This is a genomic window from Micromonospora lupini str. Lupac 08 (assembly GCF_000297395.2).
Taxonomy (GTDB): domain Bacteria; phylum Actinomycetota; class Actinomycetes; order Mycobacteriales; family Micromonosporaceae; genus Micromonospora; species Micromonospora lupini.
Map to the genome: position 1 here is coordinate 1,953,713 of NZ_HF570108.1, position 18,271 is coordinate 1,971,983.

General features: G+C 69.6%; 11 protein-coding genes, 27 tRNA genes and 2 pseudogenes. 36 read left to right on the forward strand and 4 right to left on the reverse strand.

Annotated features, from left to right (window positions below; translation table 11 throughout):
- A pseudogene (locus MILUP08_RS35820) lies at nt 1-929 on the reverse strand (hypothetical protein); the annotation flags it as partial.
- Between the two features lie 356 nt (nt 930-1,285).
- Between MILUP08_RS35820 and MILUP08_RS33700 the strand changes: the two are divergent.
- Both MILUP08_RS33700 and MILUP08_RS10200 read left to right on the forward strand, forming a co-directional pair.
- Nucleotides 1,286-4,450 carry an AfsR/SARP family transcriptional regulator gene (locus MILUP08_RS33700; protein WP_007457287.1) on the forward strand — a complete coding sequence of 1,055 codons (3,165 nt, stop codon included), beginning with the start codon at nt 1,286-1,288 and terminating at the stop codon, nt 4,448-4,450.
- A 119-nt stretch (nt 4,451-4,569) separates the two neighbouring features.
- The gene (locus MILUP08_RS10200; protein WP_007457289.1) at nt 4,570-5,163 is read left to right on the forward strand and encodes a hypothetical protein; all 594 of its coding nucleotides are present in this window, start codon (nt 4,570-4,572) and stop codon (nt 5,161-5,163) included.
- Between the two features lie 99 nt (nt 5,164-5,262).
- Here the strand turns inward: MILUP08_RS10200 and MILUP08_RS10205 are convergent, their stop codons facing one another.
- Nucleotides 5,263-5,967 carry a class I SAM-dependent methyltransferase gene (locus tag MILUP08_RS10205; RefSeq protein ID WP_083915818.1) on the reverse strand — a complete coding sequence of 235 codons (705 nt, stop codon included), beginning with the start codon at nt 5,965-5,967 and terminating at the stop codon, nt 5,263-5,265.
- A gap of 612 nt (nt 5,968-6,579) precedes the next feature.
- Here MILUP08_RS10205 and MILUP08_RS10210 point away from each other — a divergent pair.
- Nucleotides 6,580-7,800: an MFS transporter gene (locus MILUP08_RS10210; RefSeq protein WP_007457295.1), complete on the forward strand. Its 1,221-nt coding sequence runs from the start codon at nt 6,580-6,582 to the stop codon at nt 7,798-7,800.
- Between the two features lie 421 nt (nt 7,801-8,221).
- Nucleotides 8,222-8,629 (forward strand): nitroreductase family deazaflavin-dependent oxidoreductase, encoded by a 408-nt coding sequence (locus tag MILUP08_RS10215; RefSeq protein ID WP_007457297.1) that lies wholly within the window; start codon nt 8,222-8,224, stop codon nt 8,627-8,629.
- Nucleotides 8,630-8,641: 12 nt separating this feature from the next.
- Here the strand turns inward: MILUP08_RS10215 and MILUP08_RS10220 are convergent, their stop codons facing one another.
- Nucleotides 8,642-8,977 carry a hypothetical protein gene (locus MILUP08_RS10220; RefSeq protein ID WP_007457299.1) on the reverse strand — a complete coding sequence of 112 codons (336 nt, stop codon included), beginning with the start codon at nt 8,975-8,977 and terminating at the stop codon, nt 8,642-8,644.
- 263 nt (nt 8,978-9,240) lie between these two features.
- Here MILUP08_RS10220 and MILUP08_RS10225 point away from each other — a divergent pair, with 263 nt between their 5' ends.
- From MILUP08_RS10225 to MILUP08_RS10365, 32 genes and pseudogenes are all read left to right on the forward strand, one after another.
- Nucleotides 9,241-10,470: a cytochrome P450 gene (locus tag MILUP08_RS10225; RefSeq protein ID WP_039905762.1), complete on the forward strand. Its 1,230-nt coding sequence runs from the start codon at nt 9,241-9,243 to the stop codon at nt 10,468-10,470.
- Entirely contained in the window at nt 10,467-10,694 is a 228-nt protein-coding gene (locus MILUP08_RS10230) for a ferredoxin (protein WP_007457303.1), read from the forward strand. Before MILUP08_RS10225 ends, MILUP08_RS10230 begins: the two co-directional genes overlap by 4 nt.
- 127 nt (nt 10,695-10,821) lie before the next feature.
- On the forward strand, nt 10,822-10,953 hold the full coding sequence (locus tag MILUP08_RS37085; RefSeq protein ID WP_007457305.1) for a hypothetical protein: 132 nt from the start codon (nt 10,822-10,824) through the stop codon (nt 10,951-10,953).
- A gap of 73 nt (nt 10,954-11,026) precedes the next feature.
- Nucleotides 11,027-11,099 (forward strand) — tRNA-Trp (locus MILUP08_RS10235).
- A gap of 110 nt (nt 11,100-11,209) precedes the next feature.
- A tRNA-Pro gene (locus tag MILUP08_RS35680) sits at nt 11,210-11,285 on the forward strand.
- Nucleotide 11,286: 1 nt separating this feature from the next.
- Nucleotides 11,287-11,359: transfer RNA gene (locus MILUP08_RS10240), tRNA-Ala, on the forward strand.
- 16 nt (nt 11,360-11,375) lie between these two features.
- Nucleotides 11,376-11,450 (forward strand) — tRNA-Glu (locus MILUP08_RS10245).
- Between the two features lie 56 nt (nt 11,451-11,506).
- Nucleotides 11,507-11,582 (forward strand) — tRNA-Thr (locus tag MILUP08_RS10250).
- Between the two features lies 1 nt (nt 11,583).
- Nucleotides 11,584-11,656: transfer RNA gene (locus MILUP08_RS10255), tRNA-Gly, on the forward strand.
- A 63-nt stretch (nt 11,657-11,719) separates the two neighbouring features.
- Nucleotides 11,720-12,142, forward strand: a pseudogene (locus MILUP08_RS10260) (HNH endonuclease); the annotation flags it as partial.
- A gap of 53 nt (nt 12,143-12,195) precedes the next feature.
- Nucleotides 12,196-12,269 (forward strand) — tRNA-Gln (locus tag MILUP08_RS10265).
- A gap of 62 nt (nt 12,270-12,331) precedes the next feature.
- Complete coding sequence (locus tag MILUP08_RS10270; protein ID WP_007457310.1) at nt 12,332-13,126, forward strand: group I intron-associated PD-(D/E)XK endonuclease; 795 nt, start codon at nt 12,332-12,334, stop codon at nt 13,124-13,126.
- Nucleotides 13,127-13,294: 168 nt separating this feature from the next.
- Nucleotides 13,295-13,370 (forward strand) — tRNA-Thr (locus tag MILUP08_RS10275).
- Nucleotides 13,371-13,375: 5 nt separating this feature from the next.
- Nucleotides 13,376-13,448, forward strand: a tRNA-Thr gene (locus MILUP08_RS10280).
- 8 nt (nt 13,449-13,456) lie between these two features.
- Nucleotides 13,457-13,531, forward strand: a tRNA-OTHER gene (locus tag MILUP08_RS10285).
- 10 nt (nt 13,532-13,541) lie between these two features.
- Nucleotides 13,542-13,617, forward strand: a tRNA-Leu gene (locus tag MILUP08_RS10290).
- A gap of 5 nt (nt 13,618-13,622) precedes the next feature.
- Nucleotides 13,623-13,695, forward strand: a tRNA-Ala gene (locus tag MILUP08_RS10295).
- A gap of 26 nt (nt 13,696-13,721) precedes the next feature.
- Nucleotides 13,722-13,794: transfer RNA gene (locus MILUP08_RS10300), tRNA-Asp, on the forward strand.
- 5 nt (nt 13,795-13,799) lie between these two features.
- Nucleotides 13,800-13,889, forward strand: a tRNA-Ser gene (locus MILUP08_RS10305).
- 1 nt (nt 13,890) lies between these two features.
- A tRNA-Ile gene (locus MILUP08_RS10310) sits at nt 13,891-13,963 on the forward strand.
- Between the two features lie 189 nt (nt 13,964-14,152).
- Nucleotides 14,153-14,225 (forward strand) — tRNA-Arg (locus tag MILUP08_RS10315).
- A gap of 4 nt (nt 14,226-14,229) precedes the next feature.
- Nucleotides 14,230-14,303, forward strand: a tRNA-Pro gene (locus MILUP08_RS10320).
- Nucleotides 14,304-14,308: 5 nt separating this feature from the next.
- Nucleotides 14,309-14,381 (forward strand) — tRNA-Pro (locus tag MILUP08_RS10325).
- Between the two features lie 616 nt (nt 14,382-14,997).
- Nucleotides 14,998-15,068 (forward strand) — tRNA-Lys (locus MILUP08_RS10330).
- A gap of 4 nt (nt 15,069-15,072) precedes the next feature.
- Nucleotides 15,073-15,145, forward strand: a tRNA-Arg gene (locus MILUP08_RS10335).
- A 5-nt stretch (nt 15,146-15,150) separates the two neighbouring features.
- Nucleotides 15,151-15,224 (forward strand) — tRNA-Glu (locus MILUP08_RS10340).
- A 1-nt stretch (nt 15,225) separates the two neighbouring features.
- Nucleotides 15,226-15,302: transfer RNA gene (locus MILUP08_RS10345), tRNA-Asn, on the forward strand.
- A 1-nt stretch (nt 15,303) separates the two neighbouring features.
- Nucleotides 15,304-15,375: transfer RNA gene (locus MILUP08_RS10350), tRNA-Val, on the forward strand.
- Between the two features lie 20 nt (nt 15,376-15,395).
- Nucleotides 15,396-15,471 (forward strand) — tRNA-His (locus tag MILUP08_RS10355).
- 1 nt (nt 15,472) lies between these two features.
- Nucleotides 15,473-15,556 (forward strand) — tRNA-Tyr (locus tag MILUP08_RS35685).
- Nucleotides 15,557-15,561: 5 nt separating this feature from the next.
- Nucleotides 15,562-15,634: transfer RNA gene (locus MILUP08_RS10360), tRNA-Arg, on the forward strand.
- 9 nt (nt 15,635-15,643) lie between these two features.
- Nucleotides 15,644-15,714 (forward strand) — tRNA-Cys (locus MILUP08_RS10365).
- 157 nt (nt 15,715-15,871) lie between these two features.
- Here MILUP08_RS10365 and MILUP08_RS36605 read toward each other — a convergent pair.
- Nucleotides 15,872-18,142 (reverse strand): glycoside hydrolase family 44 protein, encoded by a 2,271-nt coding sequence (locus MILUP08_RS36605; RefSeq protein ID WP_007457316.1) that lies wholly within the window; start codon nt 18,140-18,142, stop codon nt 15,872-15,874.
- Nucleotides 18,143-18,271: the final 129 nt, after the last annotated feature.

The window sequence follows — 18,271 nt, forward strand, 5'->3', positions numbered from 1 at the left end:
GNGGCGAGGGCGGGTTCGGCTTTGCCGTCGCCGGTGAAGTCGGCGACGACGAGGCGTCCGTTGACGGGGCCGAGGCTGTAGGGGCCGGAGGTGTACCAGCGGCCGCGGCTGGTGAGGCCGGCGTCGAAGACGTAGAAGCCGAAGGTGCCGTTGCCGAGGTCGTAGGCCATCACCACGTCGTCGGTGCCGTCACCGTCCACGTCACCGGAGGCCATCCGATCGCCCACATTCGCGAGGTCGAAGGAACCCTCACCCTTGTAGTCGGTCGTGTGGTCGAACGCCGAACCGGTCGAATTCCATCGGTGGATGGTCATGGTGCCGTCACCGTCGTCGTGCCCCAGCGCCGGCGCCTTGCGTGCCGCCGCCCCGGCGATCAGGCCGGTGCGCCGGATCGGCTTGTACGTCCTCAGGTCGCTGGCGCTGTTGAACCCGCGCGAGCCGACGTTGTTGTCCTTGTACGGGTTCTGGACCGTCTGGCCGGTGTCGTTGAAGGAGTAGACGTAGGCGCCCTTGCTGTGGTCGCCCCGGTCGGCCCAGTGCGAGAAGAGCTCGATGTGGCCGCTGCGGACCATCGCGTCGCCGGCCTGGAAGCTGTCGATGCTGCCGAGGGTGTCCCAGCGGGAGTTGTCCCCCTGGAAGTCGTCGGTGACGTAGCTGGTGTTCAGGTGCCAGGCCATCGACACGAGACCGGAGCAGTCGCGCCGGTAGGTCTTGTCGCCGTCCACGTCGCTCGCCCAGGAGCCGGTCTGGGTGTAGGTGAGGTCCCGGTCCACCCAGTTCTGTGCACGGGACAGGATCTCGCTGCGGCTGATCGGGCCTTCGATGGTGGAGGCCTGGGCGGGCGCGGACGACACGCCGACCAGGCCTGCGGCGATCATCGTGATGGTGCCGAGGATCGCGGCCGGTCTGCGGGCTCGGAAGCGACGCATGGGTGTTCCCTTCGTGGTGGGGTTGAACGGGAGTGCTCGCGAACGTGAGTCGAGGTGCACGGCAGCCATTGGCTGGACCCGATGCGACAGGTAAAGTCGCAGCGCACGAGCCACCGTGGGGCCTGCCCCGATGGCTGGTCCCAATTGGTCCTGCTGTGCGGTTGTGTGTTCGCGACCCTTTCGTCGGAGGTGGGATGAGGGCCTGCCGCTCCGGTGAGTGGTCCGTGAGCTGCCGGTGCGGTGGCTGGCAGAACCCTCGCAGCCACATCGGGTAGCGAACCTGGATGGATCCTTGACAACTTCGGACGCCCTGCTCGCGGGCCGTCCAGCGGCGCTACGGACGCGGGGGCGAAGCCGTGGAACTATGCATACTGGGTGATCTCCGTGTGGTCGCGGCCGGCCGGCTGCTCGAGTTGGGTCCACCGAAGCAGCGGCTGGTGTTCGCGGCGCTCGCCGTGGACGTGGGCCGCAGCGTGCCGATCGAGGCACTTGTCGACCGGGTGTGGGACGACGCCCCGCCGGCCGACGCCCGGGGCGTCCTGTACACGTATCTCACCCGAATCCGGCGGATCCTGGTCGCGGCCCAGTCCGCCGAGACGGTCCCCATCACCGTCGGCCGCAGCCAGACCGGTTACCTGCTCGACGTCGACCCGGACCGCGTCGACCTGTACCGCCTGCGCCGCCTCGCTGAGCAGGCGCAGGGCCTCGCGGCCGACCACCCCGACCGGGCGGCGCTGCTGCGGGAGGCGGTCGAGCTGTGGCGGGGCGACCCGCTCGACGGGCTGCCCGGCGCCTGGGCGGCCCGGGTTCGGGAGAGTCTGTGCCAGCAGCTCGTCCGGGTGCTGCTCGACTGGGCCGACAGCGAGATCGGCCAGGGCCGGCCGGGGCAGGTCGTCGACCGGCTCACGGTGGCCCTGGAGCGCAGCCCGCTCATCGAGCCGCTCGCCGTGAGCCTGATGCGCGCCCTGTACTTCAACGGTCGCCGAGCCGAGGCGCTCGACCTGTACGCCCGGACCCGCGTCACGCTCGCCGACGAGCTGGGCATCGACCCGGGAACCGACCTTCAGGATGTGCACCGGGAGATCCTGCGGGGCACGCTGCGTGCGCCGAGGGTGGCTGCCACCCCTGTCGAGGCGCCCCGAGTGGCGCAGCCCGCGGTCGCCGTGCCCGCGCGTGTCGAGGCCCAACCGGAGCCGGCGCACCATGCTCCGACGGGGCCCGGCTGCCAGCTTCCGGCCGACCTGCCCGACCACGTCGGCTGCGAACCGGAGATCTCCTGCGCGTTGAGTGTGCTGCAACCCGCCGATGGGCGCCTCAAGGGCAACGCCGCGCCCGTGGTGATCCTCTCCGGCCCGGGCGGGGTGGGTAAGACGGCGCTCAGCATCCGGCTCGCGTACCTGCTGCGCCACTCGTACCCCGACGGGCAGATCTTCGTCGCCCTCGCCGGCCGAGGCGGCGACTCCGGGGAGGCCCTGGACCGGGTGCTGCGGGCTCTCGGCGCCACCAACATCCAGCAGTTGCCCACGCTTGAGGACAAGCTCGGACAGTACCGCGCCATGCTGAGCGGACGCCGGTTCCTCATCGTGCTCGACTCGGCGGTCAGCGCCGAGGAGGTTCGCCCGCTCGCGCCCGGTGGGCCGGGCAGCGCCCTGATCGTGTCCAGCCGGGCCCTGCTGACCACCATCCCGGGCGCCGAGCAGATCGAGGTGCCGCTGCTCGACCGAGCCGATTCGGTCGTCCTGCTGGAGCGCATCGTCGGGCCGGGCCGGGTGGCGGCCGAGCCGGAGGCGACCGCCGCGCTGGTCGAGATGTGCGCGGGGCTGCCGCTCGCCCTGCGGATCGTCGGCGCCCGGATCGCGGCCCGACCGCACCGCCGGATCGCCCGCCTGGCCGAGCGGATGCGCGACGAGCGCGCGAGGCTCGACGAGATGACCGCGGACGGGCTGGCCGTCCGGGTCAGCGTCGCGGTCGGCTACCAGGCGCTCGACCCGCCGGCCCGCCGGGCGTTCCGGTTGCTCGGCTTTCTCGGGGTGCCGAGCTTCGCGGAGTGGCTCGTGGCGGCACTCGTCGGTGGCTCGATGGACGACGCCGAGGAACTGCTGGAACAGCTCGCCGACGCCCGCCTGGTGACCGCCGTTCCGGACCCGACGCACCGGCTGCTCCGGTACCACATGCACGACCTGGTCCGGCTGTTCGCCAGGGAACGCGCCGTCGAGGAGGACAGCGACGGCGCGCTGCGCGCCGCGGTGGCCAGAGTGCTGGTGACGGCCACCGAGCTGGGCGAGCGGCTCAACCAGCGGCTGCCGTACGCCGTCCCGCCGCTCTACCGGCAGACGCCGCTGCCGGTGGACGTGCTGACCATTCCGCTCCCGGCGGACCACCAGCTGCCCGGTTGGCTGGAGGTCGAGGCGCCGACGCTGATCGTGGCGGTGGAACGGGCCGCGGAACTCGGCATGGACGTGGCGGCGTGCGCGCTGGCGGACGCGTTGGTCTACGCGTCCTTCGCGGTTCGCAACGACTTCGTCGGCTGGGGGCGCACCCACGCGGCGGCGTCGGCCGCGGCCCGGGCGGCCGGCAACGCGGTCGGCGAGGCGGTGATCGAGTGCGGCATCGGGCTGCTGCGTTACAAGGAGGACCGGTTCGCCGAGGCCGAGCGGAACTTCCGTACCGCCATCGACCTGTTCGGAGCCGCCGGCCACGAGCACGGGTCGGCCGCGGCGCGCAGCGGTCTCGGCACCGTACTGCGTGAGGTGGGCCGGCATCGGGAGGCGGTCCCGCTGCTGACGACGGCCGCCGAGGTGCTGGGCCGCTTGGGGGGCGAGAACGCCGCCGCGCACGCGACCTACGGCATCGGCTGCTGCCTGCGGGAGCTCGGCGACGACGAGGCGGCGCTGAGCTGGATCGGTCGTGCCGTGGACACCTACCGGTCGCTGGGCCACGCTCGCGGCGAGGCCATCGCCGCGCGGGGGATCGGCCTGGTGCACAGGGCCCGGGGTGAGCTGGCCGACGCGGAGCGCTGGTGCGCCCGCGGCCACGACCTGATCGTGGCGAGCGGTGACGAGCTGCTCGCCTGCTACACCGAGCAGGCGTTGGCGAAGGTGTGGATCCGGCAGGGCAGGATGAGCCGGGCGCAGGAGCCGTTGGAGCGCGTCCTGGAGACGTGCCGGCGGCTGCACGACCGGTTCGGGGTGGCGCTGGTCCAGCGAACCATCGGCGAACTGCACCTGGCGGCCGGCCGGCCGGACACCGCCCTGGAGAACCTTCGGCTCGCGCACGGCGGGTGGATCGAGCTGCACCACGATCTCGGTGCCGCACGGACGCTGCGTGACCTGGGTGCGGCTTACGCCGCGCTGGGCGACGTCGCGTCCACCCACCAGGCATGGGAGACCGCCGCGGCGACATTCCGCCGGCTCGGCACCCGGGAGGCCGGCGAGGCGCCCGGCTGGCATGAGCGGTGGGGGTGTGGGTGCGACGCGCCCACACCGGTGGGCGTGGCCGTGTCGGTCGCGCACCCGGCCTGAACCCGCCCTGGCCTGCGCTTCCAGGTTTCGTCCAGATCGCCGGCAGGCCGGCTCCCTAGCGTCGGAGCAGCACCGGGCACCCACCCGGGCAGCAGCTTCGACGATATGGAGAGACGTTCATGACGATCCGACGCAGCAGCGCGTACCTGGTGGTGGCGGTGACCCTGGCCCTTCCGGCGGCCGGATGCGCGCACCCCGACCGGACCGGTGCCACGGCCGGTGGCCCGGCGCCGGCCTCGTCCGGGTCGGCCGCCGCGCCGGACCCGGCGGGCATCGCCGTCGGACCGCAGGCGACGCCCACCACCTCCGGCGTCCCCACGCCACCGGCTCCCGTCCCCGACGCGGCCCGGCCCGGTACGGGAGCCGGCCGGGCGGCCGACCCCGCTCCCGCCGCCAGCAGGCCCACCCGGCTCGCCGCCCTGCCGACCACCGACACCGACCCGTCCTGCCGGCCGCCGGTCCTGCTCGAGGCCACCGGCGCCGCGCTCGACGGGCAGACCGTCGACGACGTGCAGGTGCTCGGCTGCCGCAACGGCTTCGCCCGGCTGATGGCGATCGCCCCGAAGTCGGCCGAGATCCCCGGCGGCGACCAGGTGTTCCTGCGCAAGGACACCAAGGGCTGGAGGGTCGTCGGACGTACCTCGGCGTCCACCGACTGCGGCGACCCGGGCCTGGTCACCGCGGTCCGGGCGGTCTGCACCGGCCTGGCCTGACGGCCGGCGGCGGCGGTCGCCACACCCGCAGCGGACTCACGAGCCGGGGAGCAGGCGGGAGCACAGGGTGAACTGAACGGCCTTCAACGCGGTACGTCCTCAGCGGTTGCGGTGCGGACGCCGTGCGCGAAGGAACGCGGTGGCCATCGTGCGCCGCGTCGGCGTGCCGGCCGCGGCCAGGGCGATCATGTACGTGTCGAGACGTTCGCGTTCCTCGTGGGTCAGGGCGGCGGCGATCGCTTCGCCGTACGTCGGGACCAAGGGGTTGGGCGCCACACACTTGAGTGTTTCCCAGTCCTCGATGGGGTCGGCGGGCACGTCGACCTGGGCGCGGTAGTCCAGTTCCACCGCCTCGAAGCCTGCGGTCACCGCCCAGTCGACGATGTCACGCTCGTCGAAGTCCATCATCGGTCGCGTGAGTTCCTCGTTGGTGCCCCGGTAGACGTCGCTCACCTTGGTGATCAGGTCGTGCACGGGCGCGGTGCCCACGCCGAACAAATCATCCGGCCGTAGCCGCATCACGAAGCGGTTGATGGGCTCGAACAGGGAAATCCGTCCGCCCGGCCGCAGGACCCGGAAGAACTCTGCGAAGGTGGCGGCCTTGCGATCGGAGTAGATGAGTACCGACCGAGTGGTCACGACGTCGACAGAGGCGTCAGCGATTCCGGCGAGATCGTCAGCCGACGCTTCCACAAAGCTGCACCGTCCGTCGCCACTGGCGGTGCGCCGGCACTCGTCGAGCACATCCAGTGAGACATCGCTGAAAAATGACCTGACCGTTCGGGCCGAGTCGATCCAGCGCACCGAACCCGATCAGACCCGTCCCGCAGCCCACGTCGAGGACCACATCGTCGGCCGCCAGGCCAGCTCCCTCAAGGACGCCGTCACGGAACGCCGCCACATCTCGGGCGTTGCGGGCGCGCAAGCCCGCGCTGTTGCCGTCCCGGCGGGTCAGGAGCCACTGTGCCCACTTGTCCGGTGTCACCGGGTCACCGTAGCCCGGACGCGCTCACGGACATTGGCGACGGCGCTCGGATCTGCCGCTGACAGGGCGCTGCGGCCGTGGGCGTGCTTCCCGGTCGACCGATGCGGATGCGGGAGCCAGCGCTGGTGCCAACCGAGACGCTGGGCTGACAGCTCACGATCGGTGGGCGGCCCGGTGCGAGCCCGGTTGGGGGAGCAGGTGGGGAGCAGGTGGGGTGACCTGAACGTCTTGAAGTGGGTGCGGTGTGACCTCCCAGTGACATCCGAAGCGGTCAGCCTGCTGCTTCCATGACAGCTACCGGTGCCGGACTTCATGTCGGAGGGCCTCTGGGGCAGGGTGTCGCGCAGCGATTGCGCGGTGCCGGGCGCGTACCAGGTGGTGCAGCGTTGGCCCAAGGTCAACATCCCCGGATCGAGTACTAGACTCCGGGGATGTCCGAGCACCGCCCCCTTCCTCTGTGGGCGGGACGCACGGCCGCGCTGCTGGGCATCGTGCTCGTCGCATTCACTCTGCGTCAGGCGGTGGCGACGATATCGCCGATCCTCGGCGACATCCGGGTGGACATCCCGATATCGAACATCGGCGTCGGGCTGCTCGGCACGTTGCCACCGGTCCTGTTGGCGGCATCCGGGTTCGTCGCGCCGCGCGTCGCCCGTGGCTTCGGCCTCGACGGCGGCATCATGCTCGCGCTGCTGCTCATGACCCTCGGCCATCTCGTGCGTGCGTTTGCCCCGGGCTTCGCGGTGCTGCTCGTCGGCAGTGTCGTCGCGCTCGCCGGTACGGGCATCGGCAATGTGCTGCTGCCGCCTGTCGTGCGGCGCTACTTCCCCGACCGGGTAGCGCTGCTGACCGCCGTCTACGTCTGCATCGTGGGCGTGGGCACTGCCGTGCCCGCCGCGGTCGCCGCTCCGGTCGCCGAGCAGATCGGCTGGCGGTTCCTGCTCGGTATCTGGTCAGTGAACTCGGTGGTCGCGCTCGTTCCGTGGCTCGTCATCATCGCGCGGGAACGCCGCCAGCGACTCGCGGCTGCCGTCGCCGTTGAGTCCCCGCCTCCCGCCCTCGTCACGCGACTGTGGCGGTCACGCGTGGCCCTGTCGATCACCGTCGTGTTCTCGACCAGCACGATCTGCACCTACGCGGCTTTCGCATGGCTGCCCGAGATCCTCGGCGACATCGCCGGCTCGACGCCGACCGAGGCGGGTGTGCTGCTCGCCGTCACCGGCATCATCAGCGTGCCCGGCGCATTCGTCGCGCCCCTACTCGTCGCGCGGCTGCGCAACGTGGGCTGGCTGATCGCCGCCGGTATCGCGAGCTTCTTGTGCGGGTACCTCGGCCTGCTGTTCGCGCCCGCGACACTCACACTGCTCTGGGTGCTGCTCATCGGCTCGGGGTCGATCCTGTTCCCGGTCTGCCTCGTGCTCATCAACGTTCGCACCCGTTCCCACGGCGGCACCGTCGCGCTGAGTGGCTTCGCCCAGGGGGTCGCGTACGCGCTCGGCGCGCTCGGTCCGCTGCTCGTCGGGCTGCTGCACGACGTGAGCGGCGGGTGGGCCCTGCCGCTGCTGTTCCTGCTCGCCGTCACTCTCGTGGCGGCCATCTCAGCGATCACGCTTGCACGACCCGCGTTCGTCGAGGACGAACTCGCCCGCTGACGCCCCGCCGGACCGCCCTGGCGATCCTTGCCCGCGCCGCCGCCCACCGCGATCAGCCCGACCCGCCTGGGGGATGGCGCTGACCGTCGACACCTGCTGGGGCTACCTGCCTTCGAGTGTGAGGTGGCCCCCAGGGCCGGACACCTCCGGAGTTGGAATCGGTGGGGTGGAACCGTCTGTGGCTTGCAAGGACTGTGGTGCCGTGGTCGCCTTGCGGACGGATGACTGCCGGGTGGCTCAGGAGACGTGCTTCCACCCAGCGGCGGTTGCCCGGGAGCCGTGTAACGATGAGCCTGGCCGCGACACCGAGCGCTACGCCTTGTGGTCGCTGGCCTCGTCGGTGCGTGTTCGTAGTGTCAGGCGCCGGCTAGGACTGTCAGAACCGTCTATAGGGGCCGGTTCGGGGAGGCGAGGAGAAGGCATGAGCGACTGGAACGAAAAGATCATCGCTGAGTTTCGCGCCAACGGCGGCCAGGTCGGCGGTCAGTTCGCCGGCGCGCCGCTGCTGCTGTTGCACACGGTCGGCGCCAAGAGCGGCGAGCCTCGCGTGCACCCGATGATGTACCAGAAGATGGATGGCGGCTACGCCGTGTTCGCGTCCAAGGGTGGCGCGCCCACCAATCCCGACTGGTACCACAACCTGCTGGCTCAACCGCACGTCCGCGCGGAGATCGGTACGGACAAGGTCGAGTTGGTCGCCCGAGTTGCCACGGGGAGCGAGCGGGAGCGGATCTGGAGCGCGCAGAAGGCCGCATATCCAGGCTTCGCCGACTACGAGCGGAAGACCAACCGACAGATCCCAGTCGTCGTACTGGAACCCGCGCCCTAGGCAGAGGGTGGATCAACCCACGGCGCGGCGAACTCGGTGCCGGGGTTGATGACCACCCAGACGGCGGCCGAAAATGACCTCGCTCGCGGCCGCCGCGGCGAGAACGACGATGCTCTCCGGGGCCGACTCGATCCGGTCGCACAGGTCAACAGCCCGCCAGGGCCACGCGACGCCGCAGACCTCGGCTTTCATGCTCCCGATCCTGTGCAGGTCGGCCAGGTCGACCGTCGCGAGGAAACAGCCGTCCGGGGCTTCGCCGGCGCCGGTCAGGTCGGCCGCCAGACCGATGACCCCTGTTTTCCTCGCGACGGTCGCGGGTGTCGGGCCCAGCTGCCGCTGGTCGCCCACCGCCAAGAAAATGGTGGCGACGCGGCCGCGCAGACCGGCCTTGGAGAGGCCCGCAGGCGGTACGCCACGAGAGCGCTGCCGCGTACGGACGCGGATGAACCTCCATGGCGATCATCGACGTCTACCGCTACGATCCGATATCGAAAGATTACTCAGCGTTGATGTGTGTGTGCTGTGTGTCGGCCCCGGATGCCGGCAGACCGGCGCCGCTGCGAACGTGGCGTCTGCCTCAGGAACACGCCGTCTCGACGAAGGGAATCCGGATGACGGAGAGCGCGCAGACCACCGAGAGCCGAACCGTTCCGCCCGCGCGGCCGTACCCGTTCAGCGTGCCCGACCGCCTTGTCGTCGATCCCACCTACGGCGAGCTGCGCGAGAACGAGCCGATGACCCGGGTACAGCTCCCCTACGGCGAGGAGGCGTGGCTCGCCACCCGCTACGAGGACGTCCGCACGGTCGTCGGCGACGTGCGGTTCGGTCGCGCCCCAGCGGTCGAGCGCGACGAGCCGAGGCTCACCCCGCGACAGCAGTACAGCGGCATGCTGACCATGGACCCGCCCGATCACACGCGGCTGCGCCGGTTGGTGGCGAAGGCGTTCACGGCACGTCGGGTGGAGGCACTGCGACCCCGAACCCAGGAGATCGCCGACAGGCTCGTCGACAACATGGTCGGGCTCGGTCCTCCGGCCGACCTGGTGGAGCACGTCGCGACGCCGCTGCCGATCCAGGTGATCTGCGAACTGCTCGGAGTCCCGTACGCCGACCGCGACCGCTTCCACATCTGGTCCGAGGCGATCGTCTCGACCACCTCGCTGCCGCTGGAAACGATCCAGGAGTACCTGAACAACCTCTGGGGCTACATGGGTGGTCTGGTCGCCGAGCGCCGCCGCGAGCCGGGAATCGACGACCTGCTCGGCGCGCTGGTGCGGGCCCGCGACGAGAATCAGGATCGGCTCAGCGAGACCGAGCTGGTGGAGCTGGCCGGCGGGCTGCTCGCGGCCGGCCACGAGACCACGGTGACGCAGATCCCCAACTTCGTCTACGTCCTGCTGCACAATCCGGACCAGCTCGCTCGGCTGCGTGCCGACCCGTCGCTGGTGCCGGCGGCGGTCGAGGAACTGTTGCGGTACGTGCCGCTCGGCGTCGGCTCCTCCTTCGCCCGGTACGCCAAGGAGGACGTCGAGGTCGGCGGGGTGCTGGTCCGGGCCGGTGAACCGGTTCTCGGCTCACTGTCGTCGGCGAACCGGGACGGGACGGTCTTCGCCGACCCGGACCGGCTGGATCTCGACCGCGAGCAGAATCCGCACCTGGGCTTCGGGCACGGCGTGCACCACTGCGTCGGCGCCCAGTTGGCCCGCATGGAGTTGCAGGTCGCCGTCTCCACCATCGTGACCCGCCTGCCCGGACTGCGGCTCGCCGTACCGGAAGAAGAGCTGCAGTGGAAGCGCGGCATGTTGGTGCGGGGCCTGCTCGGGATGCCGGTGGCCTGGTGAGCACCGCCTGGCGGATCGGGGTGGACGAGCGCCGCTGCATCGGCACGAGCATCTGCGCCGGTACCGCGCCCGAGCACTTCCGCCTGGTCGACGGCGTGTCCACGCCGCTGGCCGACGTCGTCGCCCCGTCCGAGGTCATCCTCGCCGCCGCCGACTCTTGCCCGGTGGAGGCGATCACGGTCCGCGACACCACCGACGACCGGCTGATCGCGCCGCAGGAATGACCCGAAATCGAGCCCGGCCGCTCGAACCGGCAAGGAGAAGGTAGCTCGGAATATCCGTTGCCATCCGATCGGCACAACGCCTACCTTGAATGAGCAAGGCAGTCCCGACCAACCCAAGGAGTTCCCCGTGTTGCAGCACTCCTACACCGAAACCACGCGGTTCATGCCGCGCGGCGGTGTCGTGCTGCCCTCGATCGGGCGAGCCCACGACCTGTGCGCGAGTGAGCAGAACTGGAAGCCGGGGTGGCGGCGCGAATAGCGCCAGCGCAAGCTGCGAAGCCGCCCACCCCGACAGGGACAGGGCGGCTTTCTCGTTACTGGAACAACTTCACAGGGGCGTAGCTCAACTGGTAGAGCACCGGTTTCCAAAACCGACGGTTGCGGGTTCGAGTCCTGCCGCCCCTGCTTTTCGCCCCGGCTGCGGCCGGCGGCGTCGCAAATTCTCAACTCCACAGTGGATGGCAGAAAGCGAGACCCCGGCCGGCGCCAGCGCGGGCCGGCCGGGGGCACCACCTCCGGGACGAGGGAGACGGCTGACCCGCTCGCTTTGGGAGCGAGAGACACGGGGTTCGACACCCCGGTCCCGGACCATGGGGTTGTAGCTCAGCTGGGAGAGCGCCGGTTCGGCAGACCGGAGGTCGAGGGTTCGAATCCCTTCTTCTCCACGCATTCACGCCCTCCGGGCCATTGGAGCTGTCGGCAAAGCTCACCTGGTTCTCAGCCAGGAGATCGTCGGTTCGAGCCCGACATGGCCTACGCACGAAGCTCAAACCTTCGTCGAGGCGGGTTCGAGTCCCGCCCTCGGCACACATGCCGTCGTAGCTCAGGTGGAAGAGCACACCCTTGGTACAAGTGAGGTCCGGGGTTCGAATCCCCGCGTCGACTCCACGCGGTTGTAGCGCAGTTGGTAGCGCGTCTCCTTGCCTAGGAGAAGGTCGCCGGTTCGAATCCGGTCAGCCGCTCTTGATTGACGGATCATCTGTCAATTCGTCCAACCACCCACAGCACCCGGAGGGAGGGACCTGGTGGACGCCGTACTCGTCATCAACGCCGACCTTGGACCCCTCCACCGGGTCACGGTCGCCCACGCGATCCGGATGCTGTGCCGTCGGGTCGCCGAGATCCACGAAGCCGAACCGGACCGGCACCTGGGCGCCTTCCCGATGCCCCGCGTCGTGCGGCTCGTCCGGTACGTCGTCACCCGGTGGCGGTACACGAAGGGCCCCGCCTGGTCCAAGGGCGGCGTCCTGGCCCGCGACAACCGGAAGTGCGGCTACTGCTCGGGTCCGGCCGCGACGGTCGACCACATCCTGCCCCGCTCCCGGGGCGGGCAGAACACCTAGCGGAACACCGTCAGCGCGTGCGCGCCCTGCAACCAGGCGAAGGGCGACCGGACCCCGGCCGAGGCCGGCATGGTGCTCCGCATCAAGCCGCGCGTGCCCGCGTGGGGTCGCTGGCGCAGCGCTGACCCGGCCGGCGGGCCATCACCCGCCGGCCACGATGGGAGCTGGTGCAATCTGGCAGCACATCCGGTTCTGACCCGGAAGGTTGGAGGTTCGAGTCCTCCGCTCCCAGCGCAATGCCCTCTCGTAGCCCAACCGCCGGAGGCGGCGACCAGATTGGGCTAGCATTGAGCTATGCCACGACCTCGCACATGGACGGACGATCAACTCCGCGAAGCGCTGCCTCATGCGCGGTCCTGGAAAGATGTATGCGAGGTACTGGCCGTGCCCGTCGGCGGCAAGACCTTTGCCAGCCTGCGGAACCGCGCCGACGCCCTCACGTTGGACTACGCGCACCTCTACGGGAGCGGCCAACGCCGACCGGTCATCGCGGCAATCACGGACGACAGGCTGCGTGACGTGGTTCCCAAGTGCCACTCGTGGAACCAACTCGCCATGGAACTCGGGTACTCCAACTCGCGAAGCGGCGGCTGGCGCACTCGGATTGAGGCACACATCGATGCTCTCGGTCTGTCTACCGAGCACTTCCAAGGTCGAGGATTCAACGGGCTCGTGCCACTGGACAACGAGCCCGTATTCACCGCAGATCCCACACCGGAACGATTGCGTGTCGCGGCGACGGGTAAGGCGATCGCATGGTTCTCCGAGCGCGGCTACGTCGTGTCACTGCCCGTCGAACCAGCGGTGTACGACCTCATCGTTGACTCACCCGAAGGGCTCGATCGCGTTCAAGTGAAGTCCTCCGCCGCCGCCAACCGGTCAGTCCAATTCAGCCGGACGCTCTACGACAAGACGCAAACAGGCAGCCGTTCAACGGGCCACTACACACGGAAGCCCTACGAGCCCGGCGAGATCGACTACTTCTTCGTCGTGATGGCAGACGGTTCCATGTACCTGTTGCCCTACGAGGTGATCGGCCGGTCAATGCAAATCACCTTGGGGAAACGGTATGAACAGTTCGTTGTCTAGGAGTGGAGGGCCTGGACAGTGCCCGTTCGAATCGGGCCGGGGGCACCACATTGGTCGGGGCGGGGCCGGCGACCGAGGGCAGCTCGGAAAACCCCGCGCCCAACCAGCCCTGGCGCGCTGACCTCGGTTCTTACCTGGCTGTCCGGCCAGCCCCGGATAGCTTGCCATGCCGGCGTAGCTCAGAGGCCAGAGCACCGCCCTTGTAAGGCGACGCGCGCCGGTTCGATCCCGGCCGCCGGCTCCACACCTGCCGCCGTAGCTCACCTGGTAGAGCGACGTCCTCGTAAGACGTAGGCATCCGGTTCGAGTCCGGGCGGTGGCTCTCCTCTCGCCGACGTAGCTCAGGTGGTAGAGCGGCCGGCTCTTAAAACCGGCAGGCCCCCGGTTCGACACCGGGCGTCGGCACGCAGCACATGCCCCGGTAGGCAAACTGGCAAAGCCGCCGCACTCAGACTGCGGAGATTCTGCGGGTTCGACTCCCGCCCCGGGTACGCATGGGGACGTGGCCCAGTTGGTAGGGCATCTGTTTCGCACTCAGAAGGTCAGGGGTTCGACTCCCCTCGTCTCCACTCCCCCGGCCACCGGCCGGGACCATGCTGGCGTGGCCTAGTGGCTAAGGCACCTCGTTGTCAGCGAGGGGATCGCGGGTTCGAGTCCCGTCGTCAGCGCGCACGAAGGGTTGGCCGAGTCTGGTCGATGGCGCCGCGTTGCTAGCGCGGAGCGGGGAAACCCGCCGGGAGTTCGAATCTCTCACCCTTCGCCAAGCCGTCGTAGCTCAGCGGTTAGAGCACCGACCTGATAAGTCGGGGGCCGGGAGTTCGATTCTCCCCGTCGGCACGCAGCGAGAATGCCAGCCAGGCGACCGCGTCGAGCCACCAGCTCGCCGAGGAACGTCCGGGCTCCGCAGGGCAGGGTGGTTCCTAACGGGCACCTGGGGAAACCCACGGGACAGTGCCACAGAGAACAGGCCGCCGGCCCTCGGGCCGGTAAGGGTGAAACGGTGGGGTAAGAGCCCGCGCACGACATGCCCCCGTAGCTCAGTGGATAGAGCGCTTGACTACGAATCAAGAGGCCGGACGTTCGAATCGTCTCGGGGGCACTTACGGGATATGGCGCAGTTTGGTAGCGCACCTGACTGGGGGTCAGGGGGCCGTCGGTTCGAATCCGGCTATCCCGACGCAACGGGTACTAGCTCAACTTGGCGGAGCGCCGCTTCGGGAGCCGGAGGATGGGCGTTCGAATCGCCCGTACCCGACTCACGGAGGATAGCGCCCAGTGGTGGGCAACCGGCCTCGAAAGCCGGGCCGCCGGAAACGGCGAGGGTTCGACTCCTTTACCTTCCGCGCTTGCTTGCGAGGCAGATCAGTGCTCGGTCAATGGCCACACGGCGGCGCGACTTCAGCCACGGCCGCAGTTCCAGGAGCAGTTTCGCGCAGCTCGTTGATGCGGCACGCGTTCCACGTCGCGGTTGGACGCCACTTCTCGTTCCGTGACGGCCGCTCGTAGACGCGCCCTATACCGGTCGCTGCGTGAAGCCGAACGATGGTGTCAAGGTCGGTCGAGTTCACTCCGAGAGACACGTCACCTCGGGCGGAGACGCTAACGCAGCCCTCACCTTCCACGATGCCGGCGACCCACGGGATGCTTTCGGCGGGCGTCAACTCCCGCCCGGCGGGGAAGGTGTCAGCCGGATGCCCTCCGGCCGACCAAAGGCCGATGGCAGCCGAACGGCGGCGGTGACCGAGTAGCGGTGCAAGTTCCGCGACCAGCCAAGCCGTGTGGGAGTGCGCGTTGACGGTCCAGTACCACGAAGGCTTGTCTGCGCGGTTCCTCGGTGTGTAGGCATTGACCGTGCCGACCCCGGTCATCTGGCGCCGGTAGCTGAGTGGCTTAGCTACGGACTCTTAATCCGAAGACGGGGGTTCGATTCCCTCCCGGCGCACTTCGCCCCGCTAGCTCAGGGGATAGAGCAGCAGTTTCCTAAACTGCGTGTCGCTGGTTCGAATCCAGCTCGGGGCACGCAACGCGCGTTCGGTTATGGGTAGGCCCTGGGTCTTTCAAGCCCATGAAGCGGGTTCGAGTCCCGCACGCGCGACCATTCCGGCGTCGCCCAAATGGCAGGGCAGCGCACTGTTAATGCGTACAGGTGCAGGTTCGAGCCCTGCCGCCGGAGCCAAGCCCGCGTAGCTCAACGGGAGAGCGCCTGGTTTACACCCAGGGGGTCGGAGGTTCGACACCTTCCGCGGGTACTGGCCTTCGGGCCGTAGTTGTGGCTGTAGCTCAGTGGTAGAGCGCCCGGTTGTGGCCCGGGAGGTTCGCGGGTTCGAGTCCCGCCAGTCACCCCAGGGGAGTGCGCCACCGATGGTGAGGTGGGCCGGGCTGTAACCCCGGTGCGTTCGCGCTCAGGGAGTTCGAATCTCTCCACTCCCACGCATGCCCGCGTAGCTCAGGGGACAGAGCACCAGCTTCCGGAGTTGGGTGTCGGGGGTTCGATTCCCTCCGCGGGTGCTTCTGCCTGGTCGTGTGCCCGAGTGGTCAGGGAGCGGTCCGCAAAACCGCGCACACCGGTTCGATTCCGGTCACGGCCTCGACTGCCATCCACTGTGGGTACTGGCGCGATCCCGCGCCGTCCTGTCGTGGGATTGCTCGGATCGCCGCTGAAGAGCGAGGGGTCCGGGGCGCCGCTGCGCCCCGGACCCCTCCCGTCTGCTCCGCCGGTGTGGTGCGGAGCAGGGGTCTCTCAGGTCATCCGCAGCGTTGACCGTTGAGGGTGAAGGCGGTCGGCGTCGGATTGGTGCCGCTCCACGTGCCGTTGAAGCCGGTGCTGGTGGACGCGCCGGGGGCGAGTTTGCCGTTCCAGCTCATGCTGTCCGCGGTGACGCTCGTTCCGGTCTGTTTCCAGGTGGCCGACCAGCCCTGGCTGACCTTCTGGCCGGTGGTGGGAAAGTCGAAACCGAGTTTCCAGCCGTCGATCGCGGTGGTGCCGGTGTTCTTGATCGTCACGGTCGCGGTGAAGCCACCCGGCCAACTGTTCGCCGTGTAGCCGACCGTGCACCCGACGGTCGGGGCGGTGGGTGCGGTCCGCACGGTCAGGCCGGGCGAGGCCGCCGAGACGTTGCCCGCCGCGTCGCGGGCGGTCACCACGAAGGTGTACGGGGTGTCGGGCGTCAGCCCGGTCACGGTGTACGTGGTGCCGGTGGCGCTGCCCACCTTCACGGTGCCCGTGGTGTCGACCCGGTGCACGTCGTAGCCGGTGACGGCGGTGTTGTCGGTGGACGGCGTCCAGGTCAGCGCGACGCTGTCGCCGGTGATCGTGCCGGCGGTCGGCTTGCCCGGGGCGGTCGGCGCCTGGGTGTCGCCGGGCGTGGTGCCGCGCGGCAGCACCAGGTGGGTGATCGAGTTGGCCGGGAAGGTCGCCGTGAGGCCGCCGGCGGTCACCGGCAGGTCGGCCTCCCGGACGACGCCGGAGAGGTCCGCCCCGCTGTAACGGTAGACCTGAGCGGTGCTGGCGGAGGCGCCGGTGAGGGCGACCGGGCTGGTCAGGTCATCGCCGGTCTTGTTGACCACGACCAGGGTGAGTGCCTTGTCGGCGCTGCGCTCGGCGGCGTACACCGCCAGCTTGCCCTGGTCCGCGCTTGTCGCCTGGACGGAGGTCTCGCCGAACGCGCCGCCCTTGCCGTCGTAGTTGCGGTAGATGCGGAACGCGTTGGCCACCGGCTGGTCGGCAGTGGGTGCGGTCCAGAGGGTGGCCAGGTCGAGCCCCTCGCGGCCGAAGATGCCGAGGACGTCAGCCTGGGCGAGCGCGCCGTTGAGCGACCCGAAGCCGCCCCAGTTGTACTCGGTCATCGCGACCTTCGTGCCCGGGTAGTGCTGGTCGACCAGCTCACGCAGGCGCGGGATGAACCGGACCGGACTGTTGATCCAGCTCTCGTCCACATAGGTGGGATCCCAGAGCTGGCGGGTCGAGCGCAGGCGCAGCGCCTGGGTGTTCGCGTCGCCGGCCGCCTCGCCCAACACTCCGGACTGCTGCGGGTAGAGGTGGACGTCGAAGTAGTCGAGGATGCGGGTGCCGTGCTGCTGCTCGTACTCGCGCATCCGGTCCAGGTACCACGGGCCGAGGTCCTGGCCGCCGTGCGCGGCCTTGTCCGGCGGGTTCGACCAGCAGCCGGTGCGCGAGCAGGTGTCCTGGTCGAGGCCCGAGTAGAAGATCGAGTTCAGGCCCCAGCCGACGGGACCGAGGGTCTTCGCGCCGGGGTCGGCGGCCTTGATCGCGGCCGCGTACTCGTAGGTGCGGTCGCGTAGCTCGTCGTAGCCCAGTCCGGTCGGGCGGACATCGCGGTGGGTGGAGTGCCACAGGTCCGGCTCGTTGTCCAGGTTGTAGAACTGGACCCCGCCGTCGGCGGCGGCGCCGAACCGCGCCTTGAGGTGGTTGACGAAGTCGGTGGCGTACTCCGGACCGACCGCGACGCTGGTGTCCTCCGGATCGTTGCCGGTGATCAGTGACCCGTCCGGCTTCTTGCCGTTGCCGCAGTCCGGTGCCCAGGTGTCGGTGGACTCCTGCGGACCGTACTTGGCGACACTGAAGCCACACGCCCGCGACCGGTCCTTGGCGATCCAGCCCAGCATCGGCATCGTCATGACCGTGGCGGCGCCGGTGGCCTTGTTCTCCTGTACGAACCGGTCGGACTCCGAGCCCTCCGGGAGGTCTTCCGGACTCGGGTTGTCGTTGGGGATGTTCTCGAAGTACCAGTCCGACGCGCGGTTGGTGGTGTCGGCACGGAAGTTGTAGCGGGTGGTGGCGTTGCCGCCGTAGCGGTGCACCGGCAGCCGCAGGTCGCGGGCGAGGGCCTGGTCGGCGAAGTTCATGCCGTAGATGTATGGGCTGATCTGGTGCCGGGTGGCGGTGGTGTCCACGGCCAGGGACGGGCCGGCCGCGGCCAGGGCGGGTGCCGGCAGGGCCAGGCCGCCGAGGGCCGTGGCGAGCACGACCGGGAGTAGAGCGGTGGTGGGACGCACGAGCATTCCTTTCGAATAGAAGCTCGACGATGGGAGCGCTTCCACAGCGTTGCGCTTTCCGGGCCCCGAGTCAACGCCGGAAGACTGGCCGTGGATCGTGGTAGGAGTGCGGCCCCGACGCAGGCGTTG